Annotated in this window: 21 protein-coding genes; 13 read left to right on the top strand and 8 right to left on the bottom strand. The window is 31.0% G+C overall.

The window, feature by feature from the left end:
- The first annotated feature begins 7 nt into the window (after positions 1-7).
- Complete coding sequence (locus LX78_RS08080) at positions 8-523, top strand: hypothetical protein (RefSeq protein WP_146192553.1); 516 nt, start codon at positions 8-10, stop codon at positions 521-523.
- A gap of 1 nt (position 524) precedes the next feature.
- On the opposite strand, the gene rsmG is transcribed toward LX78_RS08080, so the two are convergent.
- Entirely contained in the window at positions 525-1,154 is a 630-nt protein-coding gene (rsmG, locus tag LX78_RS08075) for a 16S rRNA (guanine(527)-N(7))-methyltransferase RsmG (RefSeq protein ID WP_109682152.1), read from the bottom strand.
- 143 nt (positions 1,155-1,297) lie between these two features.
- Between rsmG and LX78_RS08070 the strand changes: the two genes are divergently transcribed.
- Together LX78_RS08070 and LX78_RS08065 are read left to right on the top strand one after the other, a co-directional pair.
- Positions 1,298-2,392 carry a fatty acid desaturase family protein gene (locus LX78_RS08070; RefSeq protein ID WP_109682151.1) on the top strand — a complete coding sequence of 365 codons (1,095 nt, stop codon included), beginning with the start codon at positions 1,298-1,300 and terminating at the stop codon, positions 2,390-2,392.
- Between the two features lie 32 nt (positions 2,393-2,424).
- Positions 2,425-3,612 carry a pyridoxal phosphate-dependent aminotransferase gene (locus LX78_RS08065; RefSeq protein ID WP_109682150.1) on the top strand — a complete coding sequence of 396 codons (1,188 nt, stop codon included), beginning with the start codon at positions 2,425-2,427 and terminating at the stop codon, positions 3,610-3,612.
- 56 nt (positions 3,613-3,668) lie between these two features.
- Here LX78_RS08065 and LX78_RS08060 read toward each other — a convergent pair whose 3' ends face one another.
- The 3 genes from LX78_RS08060 to trkA form a co-directional block, all read right to left on the bottom strand.
- On the bottom strand, positions 3,669-3,932 hold the full coding sequence (locus tag LX78_RS08060) for a hypothetical protein (protein ID WP_109682149.1): 264 nt from the start codon (positions 3,930-3,932) through the stop codon (positions 3,669-3,671).
- Between the two features lie 186 nt (positions 3,933-4,118).
- Positions 4,119-5,612 carry a TrkH family potassium uptake protein gene (locus LX78_RS08055; protein ID WP_109682148.1) on the bottom strand — a complete coding sequence of 498 codons (1,494 nt, stop codon included), beginning with the start codon at positions 5,610-5,612 and terminating at the stop codon, positions 4,119-4,121.
- A 9-nt stretch (positions 5,613-5,621) separates the two neighbouring features.
- Positions 5,622-6,971, bottom strand: coding sequence for a Trk system potassium transporter TrkA (gene trkA, locus LX78_RS08050; protein WP_109682147.1), 1,350 nt, complete (start codon positions 6,969-6,971; stop codon positions 5,622-5,624).
- A gap of 133 nt (positions 6,972-7,104) precedes the next feature.
- On the opposite strand from trkA, the gene ubiE reads away from it, so the two are divergent.
- Both ubiE and porT read left to right on the top strand, forming a co-directional pair.
- Complete coding sequence (ubiE, locus tag LX78_RS08045; RefSeq protein ID WP_109682146.1) at positions 7,105-7,830, top strand: bifunctional demethylmenaquinone methyltransferase/2-methoxy-6-polyprenyl-1,4-benzoquinol methylase UbiE; 726 nt, start codon at positions 7,105-7,107, stop codon at positions 7,828-7,830.
- A gap of 4 nt (positions 7,831-7,834) precedes the next feature.
- The gene (porT, locus tag LX78_RS08040) at positions 7,835-8,548 is read left to right on the top strand and encodes a type IX secretion/gliding motility protein PorT/SprT (RefSeq protein ID WP_109682295.1); all 714 of its coding nucleotides are present in this window, start codon (positions 7,835-7,837) and stop codon (positions 8,546-8,548) included.
- Positions 8,549-8,632: 84 nt separating this feature from the next.
- On the opposite strand, the gene LX78_RS08035 is transcribed toward porT, so the two are convergent.
- Complete coding sequence (locus LX78_RS08035) at positions 8,633-9,352, bottom strand: TrmH family RNA methyltransferase (RefSeq protein ID WP_109682145.1); 720 nt, start codon at positions 9,350-9,352, stop codon at positions 8,633-8,635.
- A gap of 135 nt (positions 9,353-9,487) precedes the next feature.
- Here LX78_RS08035 and tamL point away from each other — a divergent pair, with 135 nt between their 5' ends.
- From tamL to accD, 3 genes are all read left to right on the top strand, one after another.
- The gene (gene tamL, locus LX78_RS08030) at positions 9,488-12,010 is read left to right on the top strand and encodes a translocation and assembly module lipoprotein TamL (RefSeq protein ID WP_109682144.1); all 2,523 of its coding nucleotides are present in this window, start codon (positions 9,488-9,490) and stop codon (positions 12,008-12,010) included.
- 51 nt (positions 12,011-12,061) lie between these two features.
- Positions 12,062-13,129, top strand: coding sequence for a class II fructose-bisphosphate aldolase (fbaA, locus tag LX78_RS08025; protein ID WP_109682143.1), 1,068 nt, complete (start codon positions 12,062-12,064; stop codon positions 13,127-13,129).
- A 172-nt stretch (positions 13,130-13,301) separates the two neighbouring features.
- Positions 13,302-14,159, top strand: coding sequence for an acetyl-CoA carboxylase, carboxyltransferase subunit beta (gene accD, locus LX78_RS08020; protein ID WP_109682142.1), 858 nt, complete (start codon positions 13,302-13,304; stop codon positions 14,157-14,159).
- A gap of 46 nt (positions 14,160-14,205) precedes the next feature.
- On the opposite strand, the gene LX78_RS08015 is transcribed toward accD, so the two are convergent.
- Positions 14,206-15,051 (bottom strand): hypothetical protein, encoded by an 846-nt coding sequence (locus tag LX78_RS08015; RefSeq protein WP_109682141.1) that lies wholly within the window; start codon positions 15,049-15,051, stop codon positions 14,206-14,208.
- A gap of 182 nt (positions 15,052-15,233) precedes the next feature.
- Between LX78_RS08015 and rpsO the strand changes: the two genes are divergently transcribed.
- Positions 15,234-15,503, top strand: coding sequence for a 30S ribosomal protein S15 (gene rpsO / locus LX78_RS08010; RefSeq protein WP_109682140.1), 270 nt, complete (start codon positions 15,234-15,236; stop codon positions 15,501-15,503).
- 161 nt (positions 15,504-15,664) lie between these two features.
- The gene (locus LX78_RS08005) at positions 15,665-17,893 is read left to right on the top strand and encodes a polyribonucleotide nucleotidyltransferase (protein ID WP_109682139.1); all 2,229 of its coding nucleotides are present in this window, start codon (positions 15,665-15,667) and stop codon (positions 17,891-17,893) included.
- Positions 17,894-17,966: 73 nt separating this feature from the next.
- On the opposite strand, the gene LX78_RS08000 is transcribed toward LX78_RS08005, so the two are convergent.
- The gene (locus LX78_RS08000; RefSeq protein WP_146192552.1) at positions 17,967-18,362 is read right to left on the bottom strand and encodes a hypothetical protein; all 396 of its coding nucleotides are present in this window, start codon (positions 18,360-18,362) and stop codon (positions 17,967-17,969) included.
- A gap of 167 nt (positions 18,363-18,529) precedes the next feature.
- Between LX78_RS08000 and LX78_RS07995 the strand changes: the two genes are divergently transcribed.
- Entirely contained in the window at positions 18,530-19,393 is an 864-nt protein-coding gene (locus LX78_RS07995) for a sigma-70 family RNA polymerase sigma factor (RefSeq protein ID WP_055442537.1), read from the top strand.
- Positions 19,394-19,536: 143 nt separating this feature from the next.
- Entirely contained in the window at positions 19,537-20,199 is a 663-nt protein-coding gene (rpe, locus tag LX78_RS07990) for a ribulose-phosphate 3-epimerase (RefSeq protein ID WP_109682137.1), read from the top strand.
- Between the two features lie 43 nt (positions 20,200-20,242).
- On the opposite strand, the gene LX78_RS07985 is transcribed toward rpe, so the two are convergent.
- The gene (locus tag LX78_RS07985) at positions 20,243-20,662 is read right to left on the bottom strand and encodes a CBS domain-containing protein (protein WP_109682136.1); all 420 of its coding nucleotides are present in this window, start codon (positions 20,660-20,662) and stop codon (positions 20,243-20,245) included.
- Between the two features lie 161 nt (positions 20,663-20,823).
- Between LX78_RS07985 and LX78_RS14875 the strand changes: the two genes are divergently transcribed.
- Positions 20,824-21,087: a hypothetical protein gene (locus LX78_RS14875; protein ID WP_185117706.1), complete on the top strand. Its 264-nt coding sequence runs from the start codon at positions 20,824-20,826 to the stop codon at positions 21,085-21,087.
- Positions 21,088-21,145: the final 58 nt, after the last annotated feature.

Genomic DNA, 21,145 nt, shown 5'->3' with positions numbered 1-21,145 from the left:
AAAATGTATGAATAAAACACTTCAAATTCTAAAGAAAGAGTTCTTAGAAATGTTGCCACCAACTATTTTCTTTTTTGTTATTTTTCATATTCTATTTTTTGTTCGTTCGTTATTTGCTAATAAATATAGCATAAGTGTTGAATCTTCAATAGTTGCAACCATTGGTGCTCTAATAGTAGGGAAAGCTGTATTAATTGCCGATAAATTAAAATTGCTGAAGTTATTTCAGGAAAAACAACTTATAAAACATGTGTTATGGAAAGTCTTAATCTACACGATTATGGTTTTTATTTTTAGATATTTCGAAGAGGTAATACCTTTAATATCTAAATATGGCTCTTTTAGTTCTGCAAATCAACATCTAATAGAAGAGGTGAAATGGCCAAAATTTTGGACTATTCAGATTTTTCTGGTTGTTTTCTTAATAATATATGTCTCTTTTGCCGAGTTAATTAAATTAGTTGGTAAAGAAAGATTTAAAGAGATGGTGTTTGGTAAGAAAGAGAAGAATTCTAAAAAATAATTTACCCTCTAAACTTCAAAGGTAAATGCACTACTTTTTTAGTTTCAAAAAAGTCTTCCTCAAAGAAATCTGTAATATCATAAATAGTAGCAGTTTTATAATTTTGGAGTTCTTGGTTTAAATCACCTCCTTTTAGATAAACAATACCATTTTTTAATTCATGATTTTGTTTTTTAGCAATTTTCCCTTTAACCCAATGCACAAAAGTTGGCATAGCTGCTACTGCTCTACTTACAATAAAATCGTAAGTACCTTTTATTTCTTCAACACGTTTATTAGTTGTCTTTACATTTTCAAGTCCTAAACCTTCAACAACCTCATCAACTACTTTTAGTTTTTTTGCAATGCTATCTACTAAATGAAAAGAACACTCTGGAAACATAATAGCTAAAGGGATTCCAGGAAAACCTCCTCCTGTCCCTACATCCAAAATTTTGGTGCCAGGTTTAAAATCTATCACTTTTGCTATAGCTAAAGAATGAAGCACATGTCTTAAATACAATTCGTCTATATCTTTTCTTGACACCACATTTATCTTTAAATTCCAATCTTTATATAACGCTTCTAGCTTGGTAAATTTATCAATTTGATCTACAGTAAGGTTAGGAAAATACTTTAGAAGTAACTGCATTGTTTTTTAATTTTGCACAAAAATAGATAAATTATTGTGCATTTTTATGAAAACTTTATTAAGTTACACGTCATTATTATTTATCTTTGTCTCCATATATGATACTCATTTTTATTACGTTGTATCATAGTAAAATTAATAGCATGACAAAACAAACAATATCATTCTCTAGAACAGACTCTGCAAAATTTTTTAGAACACTAAACAAACGTGTTAACAATTATTTTAAAGAAAACAATATTAAAAAAACAGGAAACTGGAAATTATACATTAAGGCTATAATAATGTTTACATTATTACTTGGCCCATTAGTACTATTATTAACGGTCGACTTACCAACTTGGTTACAAATTATTTCAATGATGGTTATTGGTATAGGAATGGCTGGAGTAGGAATGAATGTAATGCACGATGCAAACCATGGTTCTTTTTCTAGTAAAAAGTGGGTTAATAAATTAATGGGAAGTAGTATCCATATTTTAGCTGGTAACGATTATAACTGGAAAGTACAACACAATGTATTACACCATACTTACACAAATATTCAAGGGCATGACGAAGATATTGATGCAGGAAGAATTATTCGTTTTTCAAAACATTCTAAATGGTTGAAAATTCATCAATATCAAAAATATTATGCTTTTTTATTATATGGTCTGTTAACTGTTAATTGGGCAATTACAACCGATTTTAAACAAACTTACATTTATTTAAAAAGAAAATTATCTTATGGCGATTTTCCAAAACCAGCAACGCAATGGACTAAATTAATTATTGGTAAGATAATTTATTATTCAATCTGGGTAGTTTTACCATTAGCTTTAGGTTATGCTTGGTGGCAAGTTTTAATAGGTTTTTTTATTATGCATTATACAGCTGGAATTATACTAAGTGTTATTTTTCAATTAGCACACGTTATGCCTAATACCGAAATGCCTTTACCAGATGAAGAAGGAAATATGAAAAACACTTGGGCAATCCATCAACTATTTACTACTTCTAATTTTTCGCCTAAAAGTTGGTTGGTAGAATTCTATACAGGTGGTTTAAACAGACAAGTGGAGCATCATTTATTTTCTAATATTAGTCATGTGCATTATAAAAACATAGCTAAAATTGTTAAAGAAACTGCTCAAGAATTTAGTTTACCATATAACGAATACAACTCCATTTGGAAAGCTATTGCAGAACACTATCAGCAATTAAAAGTATTGGGTAAAAAACCTAGCTTAGCTTAATTTAATTTTAGCACTACTAACAACATTTTACAATGAGTTTACTTTCGGAAAGAGTTTTAAACATGTCTACTTCTGCTACATTAGCAATGGCTGCAAAGACAAGAGAACTTAAAGCACAAGGAAAAGATATAATAGGCTTAAGTCTGGGTGAACCAGATTTTAACACACCAGATTATATAAAAGATGCAGCTATTCAAGCCATAAATGAAAACTACAATTCGTATTCTCCAGTTGATGGTTATGTTGAGCTAAAAGAAGCAATTATTACCAAATTTAAGCGTGACAACAATCTAACATATACCTTACCTCAAATTGTTGTTTCAACTGGAGCCAAACAAGCTTTAGCAAATGTCGCTTCGGTTATGATTAACAAAGGAGACGAAGTTATTTTACCTTGCCCATATTGGGTAAGCTATGCAGATATTGTTGAACTTTTTGAAGGTGTTCCAGTAGAAGTAAAAACGTCTATTGAAAACGATTTTAAAATGACTCCAGAACAACTGGAAGCTGCCATTACACCAAAAACTAAAATGATTTGGTACAGTTCTCCATGCAATCCAAGTGGTTCATTGTATAGTACTGAGGAATTACGTGCTTTGGCAGATGTGCTTCAAAAATATCCAAATATCTATGTGGTTTCAGATGAAATTTATGAACATATAAACTTTACTGAAAATGGTCATGCAAGTATGGCACAATTTGATGACATGTTCGATAGAACTGTTACTGTAAATGGTGTCTCTAAAGCATTTGCTATGACAGGCTGGAGAATTGGTTATATTGGAGCTCCTGAAGTAATTGCACGTGCTTGTAACAAAATGCAAGGACAAATTACAAGTGGTGCTAATTGTATTGCGCAACGTGCAACTATTACTGCTTTAAATGAACCTCCGAGTCGTGTAAAATTCATGATTGATGAATTTAATATTCGTAGAGATTTGGTATTAAATTTACTCTCGGAAGTTGACGGTTTTAAAACCAACACTCCAGAAGGTGCTTTTTACGTATTTCCAGATATTTCTTATTACTTCGGAAAAACTCTAAGAGGAAACATCATTAATAACGCTACAGATTTTTCCCTATATCTTTTAGAAGAAGCACTTGTGGCTACAGTTACAGGTGATGCCTTTGGAGATCCTAATTGTATTCGCTTAAGTTATGCTGCAAGTCAGGAACAAATTATTGAAGCTATAAAACGAATTAAGGAAGCAGTTAGCTAAAACTTAACTAATTATATATAAATCATAAATCCACTATTTCTAGTGGATTTTTTTGATTAAAAGAAGTAAATAATTACACTTAAAAATGTAATCATAAAAATGCTAAAAATAACTATTGTTTTTAATAGCTTCTGCTTTCTCTCTTTTTGAAGTTTTAATCTTATTTTTATTAAATCTTCATGAGTTGCTGTGTTTTGAAATTCAAGTTTTTCACCAGAAAAACTTCCATTAATTACACGACGGTCTTTTCTCTTATTCAACATACTTTTATTGTTTCTCAAAGTATGTATCATATGCATCATTGATCCTTCTCCACCCATAATAATTGTTTTAAAATGAAACGAGTAAAATAGTACAACAAATCATATTCATGATGATGATTCTATAAAATATAAAAGATAGTTTGTATTAAGGTCACACTCAAAGAACATCAGTTAACGATCTATAAAAGCGCTTTAATTATAAGTCGAAAAAACTTACAAAATGTTACAGTTTTAAAATTGATTTTATCTATTCCTCCAAAAGAAAGGCGTTAATAAAATGAGTACTGTAAATAATTCCAATCGTCCAATAAGCATTAAAAAAGAAGCCCACCATTTCCCTAAAGTTGGTAGAGATGCATAATTATTAACTGGTCCAAAATCTCCAAGTGCAGGACCAACGTTTCCAAGACTAGAAGCAGCCAGACCAATAGATGATTCAAAATCAACATTCATCATAGAAAACACTAAGGCGCCAACAATAAAAGATAACATATATAATATAAAAAAGGCTAGAATATTAAATACAATATCTCCAGTTACAGCTTTATTATTATATCTAACTGGTAAGATAGCATTTGGATGCAAAGCTCTTTTAAATTCTAAAAAACCATTTTTAATAAGTAATAAATGCCTAACTACTTTAACACTTCCAGATGTACTTCCAGCAGAGCCTCCTAAAAACATCAATCCAAAAAAGAAAACCATTAAAAATGGTGTCCACATGGTATAATCTGCAGTTACAAATCCTGTTGTTGTTACAATAGCTAGAACTTGAAATAAGGAATGTCTAAAAGCACTTTCAGCTTTCCCCCAAACCATAGGATGCTCTATAGAAGATGCAGAAACATCTGCTTTAAAATATATTATTAATGCTGCTATGATTGTGAAAATAGCAATAAATTTAAAGTAAAGTTTAAACTCTTCGTCTCTTATTATTTTTTGAACCTTTCCTTTAAAAGCAAAATAACTAAGTACAAAGTTTGTTCCAGCCAAAAACATAAATACAATAATAATGTATTGTATAATTGGTTGTCCATTCCAATAAGCAATACTAGCGTTTTTAGTTGAAAAACCTCCTGTAGATAATGTACACAACGAATGATTAATAGCATCGAAAAAAGACATACCTGCTACTTTTAATAAAATGGTTTCTGCAACAGTATATCCAAAATAAATTAACCATAAACGCTTAGCTGTATCTGTTATTCTTGGATGCAATTTATCTGCACTAGGACCTGGAGCTTCGGCAGCAAACATTTGCATACCACCAATACCTAATAAAGGTAAAATGGCAATAGCTAAAACTATAATACCCATTCCACCAATCCAATGCGTTAAACTTCTCCAGAACAGAACACCTTCTGGAAGTGCTTCTATATCGTTTAAAATAGAAGAACCTGTAGTTGTAAAACCTGACATGGTCTCGAAAAAAGCATCTGTAAAATTGGTGATACTTCCTGTTAATAAATAAGGAATGGTTCCTGACAACGCCATAATAATCCACCCAAAAGCTACTACAATGTAACCTTCACGCTTATTCATTTCTTTGTTGTGGTCTTTGGTGTTAAACATCATTAAAAGACCAATCAAAATAGTTATACCTCCTGAAATAAAAAGATTAGATGTAACCCCATCTTTATAAATAAAACTGATTAAAGATGAGAGCAACATAAAACCACCATTAAATAATAATAGTAGTCCTAAAAAATGAAAGATTATTTTATAGTTAAGTTTCACAGTTTAGAATTATAGAAATAATTTTTCTACTTGCTTTATAGATCTTGGTAAACAACAGACAACAACTTTATCTGCAACACTAATTTTAAAATCTCCAAGTGCAGTATGCCCATTTCCATTTCTAATTACACCTCCAATAATGGCAGATCTAGGAAAATCGACATCCTTAATTAATTTATTACAAATTTTAGATGTTGGTTTTACTTGGAATTCTAACAACTCGGCATTCATGTTATTTAGCCTTGTCATGGCAATAACTTCACCTTTTCGTATATATCTAAATATATTATTTGCTGCTAAAAGTTTTTTATTAATTAAAGTGTCAATACCTATAGAATGTGAGAGTTCAAAATAATCCATATTCTCTACTAAAGCAATGGTTTTTCTAACACCTTTAGATTTTGCTACTAGACAGGACATTATATTAGTTTCAGAATTTCCAGTTACTGCAATAAAAGCGTCCATTTCTGTTAAGTTCTCTTCATCTAGTAAATCCACATTCCTACCATCCCCATTTATTACTAGAACATCAGATAGCTCGTCTGCTAAATCAAAAGCTCGTTCTTTATCTTTTTCAATAAGTTTAATGTTAGAGTAAACCTTACTTAAATCTCGAGCAGTTTTATACCCAATTTTACTTCCACCAAGAATCATGACGTTTCTAATTTCAGTGTTTATTTTTCCCGTAAGTGTACAAAGCTCTTGTCCTCCACCTTCAGAAGTTATAAAAACCACATTGTCACCTTCTTTAAATTGCGTGTCGCCTCTTGGGATAATGGTATATTGCGTTCCAAAACGTTGAATAGCAATTGGTACAAAATGTATTTCTGGGAATATTTTTGCAGCTTCTTTTACTGTTTTACCTACAAATAAAGCAGTTCTTGAAAGACTCAAACTAACCATTGTTAAAGCACCACCTTCAAATTCGTAGCTATCATTAAAAGCAGATTGATTAAGTAAAAGTTCAATTTCTGAAGCAGCTAAAGATTCAGGTGAAATAAGCTCATCGATACCTAATTTAGTAAAACCTAATTCGTCTTTATGAGTTATTAATTCTGTATTAGAAATCCTGGCTATAGTTCTATTTGCACCTAGTTGTTTAGATAATACACAAACTGTAATGTTTGTTGTTTCGGATGATGTAACTGCAATTAACAAATCACTCGTTTCTATTTTAGCTTCTTTTAATATAGCTATAGAAGTTGCATCTCCTTTAATAACTTTTATATCTAAATGATTGTCTGCATAAGTTAAACTATCTTTATTTGTATCTATTAAGGTAATTTCTTGAGACTCGTAAGACAATAATTTTGCTAAATGAAATCCAACTTCACCAGCTCCAGCAATAATTATTTTCATGTGTTATTTAATAATAAAGTAAGGCAAATATACTGCAAAATTGATAGATTAGTAAAATTTCTAGAATTATAATTATTTGATTTGAAGTTATTAAATGCTCCTATAAAAGTTTATATTTGGCAAAAAAATTACCTTGACAAAAGTAAAGCCTTATAAAAATAGTGATTTAGGAAAGAAGGAGCAAGTAACCAAAATGTTTGATGCTATTTCTAAAGAATACGATGGATTAAATCGTGTAATTTCTTTTGGTATAGATGTTAAATGGAGAAAAAAAGTTGTAGAAATTGTTGCTAACTCTCAATCTAAAGTCATTCTTGATATTGCTACTGGAACTGGAGATATGGCCATAAATTTGGCTGAAACAAATGCTGAAAAAATTGTAGGCTTAGACATTAGTGAAGGCATGCTAAATGTTGGGAAACAAAAAGTTTTAAAAAAAGGACTACAAAACAGAATTGAAATGGTAGTAGGTGATTCTGAAAATTTACCTTTTGAAAACAACTCTTTCGATGCTATTACAGTTGGTTTTGGTATTAGAAATTTTGAAACTCTAGAAAAAGGATTATCAGAAATACATCGTGTTCTAAAACCAAATGGTGTTTTTGTAATTTTAGAAACTTCGGTTCCAACAAAAACTCCCTTTAAACAAGGTTATAATTTGTATTCAAGACATATCTTACCTGTAATTGGAAAACTATTTTCAAAAGACCGAAGTGCTTATAAGTATTTAAGCGATTCGGCTTCAGTTTTTCCTTATGGAGAAAATTTAAACAATATTTTACGTAAAACTGGGTTTATAAATGTTATAAACAAACCACAAACATTTGGAGTGGCAACCATATATACCTCATCAAAATAATAATATGAAGAACCTTTTTTTTCTAATAGCTTTTTTATTTATTTATCAGCCTGCATCTGCTCAACTGTTTAGTAAAGAAAAAGTGTTAAATGATGAAAATGTTGATAAAACTTTTTTAAGTTATGGCTACTATATAGGGTTTAATAGTTGGGATTATAATTTTGATTATTTGAAAGACAAACCAGATATACTAGTTAAAAAAACAACTGGATTTAATGTCGGTCTAGTTGGAAATATGCGTATAAACGATTACTTAGACTTAAGACTAGAACCTGGTTTATCTATTACAACCAGAAATCTTGAATACGACGAAAGTTATTTTCAGGGAATGGAATATACTAGTTCAGATTTAGAAAGAGAAGTTAAATCGACTTATATCTATGTTCCATTATTGCTAAAATTTTCTACTAAAAGGTTAAACAATTTTAAACCTTTTATTGTTGGTGGATTATCTACTGCTTTAAATTTATCTAGTAATCAGGACAATCCTGATGATAATAGCGCTGGGCAATTTAGAACAAAGAAAAGCATGTATTTCTATGAACTTGGGTTTGGTATAGATTTTTACTTATACTATTTTAAGTTTACACCATCTATTAGAGGTGTATTTGCTTTAAACGATGAACTTGTTAGAGATGCAGACCCAAACAGTCCATGGACTGGAAATATAGACACAATGAAATCTCGAGGTGTGTTTATTAACTTAACGTTTCAATAACTGTATGTCGTGTAGTTGTGGGTCGTTAAGTTGATTTGACACGACTTAACAACAAACAACTTTACAACGAACAACACATTACAACTAACTCCTACGGAATTCACTTAACAATATAGCTGTTGCAGTTGCTACATTTAAGCTTTCTGTTGCTTGAACATTTCCAAAACGTGGAATAGCAATTTTTTTGGAAACTAGTTTTTCTATATCTTTTGAAATACCATTAGCTTCATTGCCTAAAATTAAAATACCCTCAGAAGGTAGTTTCATTTTATATACATTTTCTCCATCCATAAATGTTCCAAAAGATCTAGTATTTGCATCTTTAATAAATCCTTTCAAATCTAAATAAGTAATATTTACTCTACTTATAGAACCCATTGTAGCTTGTATAACTTTAGGATTATAACAATCTACAGTCTCTATATTACAAACCAAGTCTTTAATTCCAAACCAATCGCAAAGCCTTATAATAGTTCCTAAATTTCCTGGATCGCGAACATTATCTAAAGCAACTATTAATTGATTAAATTGTATTTGTTTAGATTCTGGTATTTTAAAAAGCGCCAAAGCCTTATTAGGCGTTGATAAAAAGCTAATCTTTTTTAATTCTGCTTCTGTAATTATTGTTTCAAGATTGGCATCAATTTTGAATGACTCAATAGTAAATAGTTGATGTAAATTAAATTTAGAAACTATTAATTCATTAATAGTTTTAACACCTTCAACAACAAATAAATTATGTTGAAGTCTATATTTTTTTTGTTTTAAACTACTTATTAATTTTATTTGATTTTTAGATAACATTCAAACTTATTTAAATATATTTTTCAACGGAAATAGTGTATTTTTGAGTTTAAATGAAGTAATTAATAAAATATAAAGCATTAATTACTATTTACAAACAACAACTCTTTTATTACTAGTTAATTTTATTTGTATTTGAAACTACATTTCTCAAAAATAGTATTAATTATTGTATTTACAGGTTTTTTATATTCTTGTAATTCTGTAAAAAGAGTTCCTGAAAACGAACATTTACTTGTTGAAAATACCATTTACGTAAATGATAAAAAAAACAAATCAGAACGAATAAACAATCTCCTTTTTCAGCAAAGAAATAAAAAAGCAGTTTCAATTCCTTTAAGACTTTACATTTATAATACAGCAAGACCAAATATAGACTCAATAATTAACGGAAAATTAGACTCCAAGTCTAAACGTAGAAATAGAGTTGAAAGCTTTTTATCTAAAAAACAATTAGAAAGGTATATTCAAGCTCGAGTTGGCTTTAACAATTGGTTAAAGAAAACAGGTGAAGCTCCTATTATTGTTAAAGACGTAAAAACTCAGAAGTCTGAAAACCAATTAGAAAAATATTATTTTAACAATGGTTGGTTTAATGTTAAAACCTCATCAAAAACAAATAAATTAGATAACAAAACGGCTACAATCGATTATTATGTAGAAACTGGCGAGCCATATATAATTGATTCTATTTCTACTAAAATAGCGTCTCCAGTAGTAGATTCTCTTTATAAATTTACTGAAAACAAATCTTTTATAAAACCTAACAAACAATACAGAACACAAACTTTTAACTTAGAAAAAGAACGTATTACCTCAGAATTAAGAAATTCTGGAGTTTATCATTTCAGTCAAGACTATATTTATTTTGAAATGGATACAGTAAAAACTAATAAAAAAGTTAATGTCGAATTACAAATACTAAATAGAGCTATTAGAACAGAAGATACTGTTTTAAGGCAACCATTTAATATATACAAAGTAAAAGAGGTTAATATTATTACAGACTATTCTTATGAAAACAGAAACACAGACTCATCAGATTCTTTAGTGTATAAAGGCTTTAATTTATATAGTATTGGAAAAATGCGTTTTAAACCCAAAGCACTTACTGATGCTATTTTTATAACACCAAATAAAGTTTTTAGAGACAAAGACAGGTCAAATACATTTAGACACATAAATAACTTACAAACTTTTAAGCATCCTAGTATTGAGTATATAGAAAATCCAGACACAACATTAACAGCAAATGTTTTATTAACACCATTAAAAAAGTTTGGCCTGAATTTTAGCGCAGAAGTATCACAAAGCAACATTCAATCTGTAGGTCTTTCATTTAATCCAAGCCTGTTAATGAGAAATGTTTTTAGAGGAGCCGAAACGTTAGAGTTATCTGCTTTTGGTTTAATAGGTGCCTCAAAAGATGGTGGAGATGAAAGCGATCCGTTTTTTGATATTAATGAACTTGGTGTCGATTTAAAACTAACTATTCCAAGGTTATTTTTTCCTTTTAATACAGAAAGAGTTATTCCAAAAACCATGTTCCCTAGCACAAGAATTTCTATTGCTACATCTAGTCAAACCAATGTTGGTTTAGATAAACAAACGGTTTCTGCAATCTTTAATTACAAATGGTATGCTTCAAAATTAGTGACCAATAGATTAGATTTATTTAATATTCAATATATAAGAAATTTAAATCCAGATAATTATTTTGGTGTCTATGGTAATTCATACGATTCATTAAACGAAATTTCTCAAGAAATAGATTATAACAATGGCGAAGATTTAACGTATCCAGACCAAACAGATATGTTTATTAACGATGTTTTATCTGGAAACACATCATTAGAGCCAGAAGATCCAGATTACGATACAGTTTCAAACATAAATGAAAGAAAAATTAGACTTACAGAAAATAATTTAATTTTTGCTTCAAACTTTAATTACACCAGAGACAATCGAGAAAATTTATACGATGAAACCTTCTCCATCTTTAGATTTAAAGTAGAATTAGCAGGAAACTTATTTTCAGCAATCTCAAAAATTGGAAATCTTCAGAAAAATGATGCAGGTCAATACGAAATTCTTAACGTTGCTTATTCGCAATATGTTAAAACAGAATTTGATTATATAAAACACTGGGATTTAAGCAGGAAGAATGTTTTGGCTATTAGAAGTTTTGTAGGTATTGCTATCCCTTACGGAAACTCAACAAACATTCCCTTCTCTAAAAGTTTCTTTGCTGGTGGTACAAACGACAATCGAGCCTGGACAGCATATAGTCTTGGACCAGGAAGTCTTGATAGTAACGACGAGTTTAATGAAGCCAACCTTAAATTAGCTTTTAATATTGAGCATAGATTTAACATCTTCGAAAAATTTAATGGAGCTCTTTTTATAGATACTGGAAACATCTGGAATGTGTTTGACGATGTTACAGATAATCGTGCCACATTTACTAATTTCTCTTCATTAGGAGACATTGCCATTGGCTCTGGTTTTGGATTGAGATACGATTTTGGTTTTGCCGTTTTTCGTTTCGATATAGGCTTTAAAACATACGATCCATCCTATCCATCTGGCGACAGATGGTTTAAAGACTATAATTTTGCAAACGCTGTTTATAACATAGGTATCAATTACCCTTTCTAAGCTATTTAATTTTCTTATTTTTGTTGTTTCTAACTATTTAATATTCTTTTTATGGCACATAATATAAAACCTGGAGTTGCTACAGGACTTGAAGTTCAAAAAATTTTTAAACTCGCAAAAGAAAAAGGATTTGCTCTTCCTGCTGTTAACGTAGTTGGTTCAAACAGTATTAATGGCGTTTTAGAAACTGCCAGAGATTTAAATGCACCTGTAATTATTCAATTTTCAAATGGTGGTGGCGTTTTTAATGCTGGAAAAGGTTTAAGCAACGAAAACCAAAAAGCAGCTATTGCTGGTTCTATAGCTGGAGCAAAGCACATACATTTATTAGCAGAAGCCTATGGAGTTCCTGTTATTTTGCACACAGATCATTGTGCAAAAAAATTATTACCTTGGATAGATGGCTTACTAGATGCCAGCGAACAACATTATAAAGAAACAGGAAAACCTTTATATAGCTCTCACATGATTGATTTAAGTGAAGAACCTATTGAAGAGAATATTGCCATCTGTAAAGAATATCTTTCCAGAATGAGTAAAATGGGCATGACTTTAGAAATCGAACTTGGAATTACTGGAGGAGAAGAAGATGGCGTGGATAATACAGATGTGGACGATTCTAAACTTTACACTCAACCAGAAGAAGTTGCTTATGCTTTTGAAGAATTAAGTAAAATAAGCTCTCAATTTACTATTGCTGCAGCTTTTGGAAATGTTCACGGTGTTTACAAACCTGGAAATGTAAAATTAACACCTAAAATTCTTAAAAACTCTCAAGAATACGTGTCAAAGAAATTTGGTGTAGGTCATAATCACATCGATTTTGTATTTCATGGAGGCTCTGGATCAACGGTTCAAGAAATTCGTGAAGCCATTGGTTATGGTGTTATAAAAATGAATATCGATACAGATATGCAATACGCATTTACATCTGGTGTTCGAGATTATATGAAAGAAAAAGAAGCATATTTACAATCGCAAATTGGTAATCCTGATGGAGAAGATGTTCCAAATAAAAAATATTACGACCCAAGAGTTTGGTTACGTAAAGGAGAAAACACCTTTGTAGAACGTTTAAAAAAGGCGTTCGAAGACTTAAATAATGTAAATACTTTATAAAATAACTTGGGCGTTTCCACAAAATTAAAAACAAAACTTTAATTTTGTGGTCTGGCTTTCGCAACTCGCTTTTTCTTTTTGCTATCTTGAGATAATTAAAAGCCTATAACCAAAAAGAAAAGAGCTCAAACAAGTTGCTCAATCCTTAACGCTAATTAAACAACATAACAATATGTCTTGGTTTAAAAGAAAAGAAAAAGGAATTCAAACTTCCACAGAACAAAAAAAGGATACTCCTAAAGGGTTGTGGTATAAATCTCCTACTGGAAAAATAGTAGACACAAAAGAATTAGAACAAAATTTCTATGTGAGTCCAGAAGATGGTTACCATGTAAGAATTGGAAGTAAAGAATATTTCGAAATCCTTTTCGACGACAATAAATTTAAAGAATTAGATATTAAACTAGAATCTAAAGACCCATTAAAGTTTGAAGACACTAAAAAATATCCAGACCGTTTAAAAGCTGCTCAAGAAAAAACGAAGCTTAAAGATGCTGTTCGTACTGCAGTAGGTAAATCTAAAGGCAAAGATTTAGTTGTAGCTTGTATGGATTTTAATTTTATTGGTGGTTCTATGGGCTCTGTAGTAGGTGAAAAAATTGCACGTGCAGCAGATTATGCCTTAAAAAAGAAATTACCTTTCATGATTATCTCCAAATCTGGAGGTGCAAGAATGATGGAAGCTGCCTTATCTCTAATGCAATTAGCTAAAACTTCAGTAAAATTAGCGCAATTAGCAGATGCAGGCATTCCATATATTTCGTTGTGTACAGATCCAACAACTGGAGGAACAACTGCCTCTTTTGCTATGTTAGGAGATATTAATATTAGCGAACCTGGAGCCTTAATTGGGTTTGCTGGACCTCGTGTTGTAAAAGACACTACAGGGCAGGAATTACCAGAAGGATTCCAAACGTCTGAGTTTTTATTAGAGCATGGTTTCTTAGATTTTATTACTCATAGAAAACATCTAAAAAACAAAGTCAATTTGTACATCGATTTAATTACCAATCAACCGATAAGAGAATAATAAAAAAAGCGACCAAATGGTCGCTTTTTTTATTTCTTAATCATATTTAGTTTAAAATAATATCTATTACAGTCCCATCTGTAAAGGTAAACGTTGCTAGATTATCGCAAGCTCCATCACCATAATCAAGTATACCTCCAAAAAAGGTGCGTTCAACATCTATAGATCCAGCTACAAAATGGTAGCAAGTTACTTCACGACGTAATGGTAAAACAATTTCATAACTATGTGTACCTCCATTTACAAATGTAGCATTCCAATATCCAGTAATTTCAAAAACATTATCAGTAAAAACACCTGAATCAAAACCTTCAATCCATTCTCTAATTATTTGTCCTTCTCTAGATGCTTGCATACCAGAAGGCCATACAACCGTTAAATCTACAGTATGTGTAAATTGAGGGTTCCCATTATCGTTAGACAGCTCTCTTAATATAGAGTTACTTCCAATTACATGCTTATTATCAAAATAAAAATCGTTTAACACATAACCCAAGAAAACTTGATGTTCAATAGGATTACGTTCGTATGTAATTACAACTTGTCCTTCATATAAATGACCTCTAATAACACAGCCACCATCAGCAAAATCAACAGTTAATTCTCTAAAGTTTTCTTCCATTACTAAAGTAACAGTCACACAATTTGGAAAAGACGCTTTAGAACTAACCATTCCCTTTGCTTCTGCATTTTCTTGATCTTCGTAAACTTCAATAATAAAATCTTCTAAAGAAGCTGACATAACATCCATCTCTGAAGATTGTACAACTTCGGTTAACTCTTGATCTTCAGTTACAGGCTCTGTAGATTCGTTTTCTGTACATCCAGTAATTAAAAGCCCAAAAGCCATTAGGGCAAATACTACTTTTGTTTTTAATTTCATTGTTTTCATAATCAATTTGTTTTTGTTAATATAATGTTAAGACTATGATATAACGAGAAGGTTTAAAAAAAATTACCTTTTTCATAAAAAATAATATTTAACAATGGATTACAGTTTATGAAAAAGTAGTATATTTGCAGCTTGAAAGAAAAACTTTCATATACATAAAAATCATTTAAAATAATATTGGAATGTATTTAGATCAAAAAGAAAAAGAAGCCATCTTTAAAAAGCATGGTAAAGACGCAAAAGACACTGGTACTGCAGAAGGGCAAATTGCTTTGTTTACCTACAGAATTAACCACTTAACAGAACACTTAAAAAACAATCGTAAAGATTTTAATACAGAGCGTTCATTAGTAAAGTTAGTTGGTAAGCGTCGTGCTTTACTTGACTACTTAACTAAAAAAGATATCTTAAGATATCGTGCAATTGTTAAAGAATTAGGATTAAGAAAATAATAATTACAAATTAAGAGGCTTAGAGCCTCTTTTTTGTTTTAATATAACTCATACGTAAGAGTTTAACATTCGTAATAAGAAGCTAATTACAGTTTTTCATTGGTCACACACAACTACTACTACAACACAACGACCATTGTTTAATTAGAATTAAAAAATTTATGATTCCAAAAGTTTTTAGAGAGGTCATAGACCTTGGTGATGGTAGAGAAATTTCTATCGAAACCGGAAAATTAGCAAAGCAGGCACATGGTTCTGTTGTTGTTCAATCTGGAAAATGTATGTTATTATGTACAGTAGTTTCCAATTACAAACAAAGTCCAGTAGACTTTTTACCATTAACTGTAGATTACAGAGAGAAATTTGCTGCTGCAGGACGTTATCCAGGAGGTTTCTTTAAAAGAGAAGCAAGACCAAGTGATGGCGAAGTGTTAACAATGCGTTTAGTAGACAGAGTTTTACGTCCATTATTCCCAAAAGACTACCATTCTGAAACTCAGGTAATGATTCAATTAATGTCTCATGATGACGATGTTATGCCTGATGCTATGGCAGGATTAGCTGCATCTGCTGCTATTCAATTATCAGATTTCCCTTTTGAGTGCCCAATCTCTGAAGCAAGAGTTGGTCGAATCAACGGTGAATTTGTAATCAATCCAACATTATCTCAATTGGCAGAATCTGATATAGATATGATGATTGGTGCCTCAGCCGACTCAGTAATGATGGTTGAAGGTGAGATGGATGAGATTTCTGAAGAAGAAATGGCTGAAGCCATTAAATTTGCACACGAAGCTATTAAAGTACAGTGTGCAGCGCAAGTAAGATTAGCTGAAGCATTTGGTAAGAAAGAAGTTCGTGAATATGAACCAGAAAGAGAAGATGAAGATTTAGCGAAGAAAGTTCATGATATGGCTTACGATAAAGTGTATACCATAGCAAAAGCTGGATCTGCTAAACATGAAAGAAGCGCTGCATTTGATGCTATAAAAGAAGAAATAAAAGCCACTTTTTCTGAAGAAGAATTAGAAGATTTTGGCGATTTAATTTCTAAATATTATTACAAAGCTGAAAAAGCTGCAATTAGAGATTTAACCTTAAATGAAGGGTTACGTTTAGACGGAAGAAAAACTGACGAAATTAGACCAATTTGGTGTGAAGTAGATTACTTACCATCTACACATGGTTCGTCTATCTTTACACGTGGAGAAACTCAAGCATTAGCAACTGTAACTCTAGGTACATCTAGAGATGCTAATCAAATAGATATGCCATCTCAAGAAGGTGAAGAGCGTTTCTATTTACATTACAACTTCCCACCATTTTCTACTGGTGAGGCTAGACCAATTCGAGGGACATCACGTAGAGAAGTTGGTCATGGAAACTTAGCACAACGTGCTTTAAAAGGTATGGTTCCAGATGAATGTCCGTATACAGTAAGAGTTGTATCTGAAGTCTTAGAATCTAATGGTTCGTCTTCTATGGCAACAGTTTGTGCTGGTACAATGGCATTAATGGATGCTGGTGTTCAACTTAAGAAACCAGTTTCTGGTATTGCCATGGGATTAATTTCACAAGGTGACAAATACGCTGTATTATCTGATATTTTAGGTGATGAAGATCATTTGGGTGATATGGATTTTAAAGTAACTGGTACTGCAGATGGTATTACAGCTTGCCAAATGGATATTAAAGTAAAGGGATTGAGTTACGAGATTTTAGTAAATGCACTAAAACAAGCTCGTGATGGTCGTTTACACATTTTAGATAAATTGGTTGAAACTATTCCTACACCTAATGTAGATGTTAAGGAGCATGCTCCTACAATGATAACAAGACGTATTCCTAATGAATTTATTGGAGCCTTAATTGGTCCGGGTGGAAAAGTTATTCAGGAAATGCAAAAAGAAACTGAGACTACAATTGTTATTAACGAAGATCCAGTTACTGAAGAAGGCATAGTAGAAATTTTAGGTGTTGGTAAAAAAGGTATTGATGCTGTAATGGCAAAAATTGATGCCATTTTATTTAAGCCTGAAGTTGGTAGTATTTACGAAGTAAAAGTTATTAAAATGTTAGATTTTGGAGCTGTTGTAGAATATACAGAAGCGCCTGGAAATGAAGTTTTATTACACGTAAGTGAATTAGCCTGGGAACGTACAGAAAATGTATCTGATGTGGTAAACATGGGAGACGTTTTTGATGTTAAGTACTTTGGTGTAGATTCTAGAACTAGAAAAGAAAAAGTGTCTAGAAAAGCTATTTTGCCAAAACCAGAAGGTTTTAAAGAAAGACCTCCAAGAGATAACAATAGAGACAACAGAGGTAACAATCGTGGACGTGACAACAAACGTGACGATAGAAAACCAAGAGAAGATAAGAAAGATTAAGTTCTTTTTTTTAACACTAAAAAAGCCCATTAAATTATTTTAATGGGCTTTTATTTTTTTTATAAACACTTCTTTATTTAGGAATATAAGTTTTCATCTTTATCATCTGAATTTCATCTAATATAGGGATCATCCCGTTTTGAAAGCTTTCATCACTTAACAAAGTTGATTGTATTTTATCCGTTTGGTCAGAATCCCCTTCAGATTTCATTGTTTTACTAGCCCCAAAACTTCCTAGCATTTTTTGAAACTTTTCACTTTTTAATTGGCTAACTACCAATCCTGAAACTTGCTCTTGTTGTGCGTCGTTCAAATTCAGTTTTTTTGTTAAACTCTTTACTTGGTCAGCTGCCAAATTTTCAATCATGGAACTACTTGACGAAGAGTTACTTTTCGTCATAGAAGACAAGTCTTGTGCAGATATTTGCATCATACTACATGCAAAAAATAAAAATAATACTTTTTTCATATTGTTAATTTTTAATGTTGGTTCAATATACTACTATTCTATTTATTTTGTTTTATAAAATACTTTCAAAAAAAATAAATAGAACTTTCTGTAACAAATAATATAGTTTCTACGTATAATTATAACATATTATATAAACACTTAACTTATTTATAGGCATTCATTAGATGAGACAACTTAAAATTACCAAGCAGGTTACCAATAGAGAAACTGCTTCGTTAGACAAATATCTTCAAGAAATTGGAAAAGTTGACTTAATTACAGCAGACGAGGAAGTAGAATTAGCACAACGTATTAAAGCAGGAGATCAACTTGCTTTAGAAAAATTGACAAAGGCTAATTTACGTTTCGTTGTTTCGGTAGCTAAGCAATATCAAAATCAAGGTCTAACTTTACCTGATTTAATTAATGAAGGAAATTTAGGGCTTATTAAAGCTGCGCAACGTTTCGATGAAACTCGTGGTTTTAAATTTATTTCTTATGCTGTATGGTGGATTAGACAATCTATTCTACAAGCCTTGGCAGAACAATCGCGTATTGTACGTTTACCTTTAAACAAAATTGGTTCTATTAATAAAATTAATAAAACTTTTGCGTTTTTAGAACAAGCTCATGAGCGTCCACCAAGTGCTGAAGAAATTGCCAAAGAATTAGACATGACTATTAACGATGTTAAAGAGTCTATGAAAAATTCTGGCCGTCATGTAAGTATGGATGCTCCTTTAGTTGAAGGTGAAGATTCTAACCTATACGATGTATTAAATTCAGGTGAATCTCCAAATCCAGATAGAGACCTGTTACATGAGTCTTTACGTACTGAAATTGAAAGAGCGCTTGAAACTTTAACACCTCGTGAAGCAGATGTAATTCGTTTATACTTTGGTTTAGGAAATCAACACCCAATGACTTTAGAAGAAATTGGTGAAACCTTCGACCTAACCAGAGAACGTGTTAGACAAATTAAAGAAAAAGCTATTCGTAGATTAAAACATACGTCTAGAAGTAAAATATTAAAAACATATTTAGGATAGTAATTTTATAATTACAACTAAATTGCAGTAACAAACAGTTACAAAATAACTGTTCGTTTTTTGATTGATGAAAGAAGCCAGAGCTGATTACTCTGGCTTCATTTTTTTGCCTATTTTTGCGAAAACAAAACAACAACTCTACAATGAACTCTAAATTAATAGCACCTTCAATTTTAGCAGCAGATTTTGGCAACCTTCAACGTGATGTTGAAATGGTTAATAACAGTGAAGCAGACTGGTTTCATATAGATGTAATGGATGGACATTTTGTTCCAAACATCTCTTATGGTATGCCAGTAATTCAAGCTATTAAAAAGCATGCAACTAAACCTTTAGACGTGCATTTAATGATTGAAAAACCTGAACGCTATATTGAGGAATTCGCTAAAGTTGGGGCAGATATTATTACTGTTCATTACGAATCTACTGTTCATTTACATAGAACCCTAACTCAAATAGAAGATGCAGGATGCAAAGCTGGAGTAGTATTAAACTTAACAACTCCTGTTTCTGTTTTAGAAGATATTTTACCAAAATGTTACATGGTATTACTTATGTCTATCAATCCTGGTTTTGGAGGACAGAAATTTGAAGAAATGACCTATAATAAAATTAAGAAGCTAAGAAAAATGGCCAACGATCAAGGTTTAAAAACCAGAATAGAGATTGATGGTGGAGTTACAGATAAAAATGCTAAAGCATTAATAGATGCTGGAGCAGATGTCTTAGTTGCTGGAAGTTATATATTTAAAAGTAGCAATCAACCAGAAACAATTAAAGATTTAAAAAGGCTTATAAATTCATAAAAAAAGACTCCAATTGGAGTCTTTTTTTTTAACTATTAATTAGTTAGAATTGTTCTATAAGATAGTTAATTAAATCTGTTGTAGTAACAATACCTACTAACTTATCATTATCTACAACTGGTAGAGCATGAAATTCTCTTTTTGATAAAATTTCAGCCACTTCTTTAATTAATGTTGTTGATGTTACACTTACTAAATTTTTTGCCATTACCTGTTCTATAGTAAACATATTATATACTACAGTATCTACAGAATCTTCATCTTCATCTATAGCATCGGCAAAACTAATACGTAACAAATCTGTATAGCTTAGCATGCCAATAATTTTTTCGCCACTCACTACAGGTATATGTCTAATTTTTTTAGTTTTAAATATACGCTCTGCAGTTTCTAAATCGTCTGTATGATTTAATGTAATGACTTCTTTGGTCATTATGTCTGAAATTGGTGTTCTACGTTTCATCTTATCTTGGTTTTAAATTCAGTAATAAAGTTATGAATTGGAACCCTTAAAAACCATGATAAATGTCAGTGTTAATACTAATTTTCTACATTTTTCGTTACAAAAAAAACATTTTGTGTTTATTGAATTTTTTTCTAACTTAGTTAACAAATCATTTTGTTATGAATAGGAGGCATTTTTTAAAAAAATCAGGAAAGGCATTATTAGCTATTTCTGCTATTTCAATTACAGCTTCTATTGCTACTTCTTGCAGCAGTGATGATGATGATTCCTTTAACGACGGCTATTATGGAGATGGGTATTATGATGATGGATACTACGATGATGGTTATTATGATGATGGATATTATGACGATGGATATTATGATGATGGATACTATTGTGATGGTTACTATGACGATGGATACTATTGTGATGGTTATTAAGGAGAATTGTTGAATTGATTAAACTGACTCTTACTCTTGAGTCTAAATTACTTATGCC

Source organism: Xanthomarina spongicola (assembly GCF_003148645.1).
In the GTDB taxonomy this organism is placed as follows: Bacteria; Bacteroidota; Bacteroidia; order Flavobacteriales; family Flavobacteriaceae; genus Xanthomarina; species Xanthomarina spongicola.
Note: the sequence above shows the minus strand (reverse complement) of the source record. Positions and strands in the feature narration are given on the sequence as shown.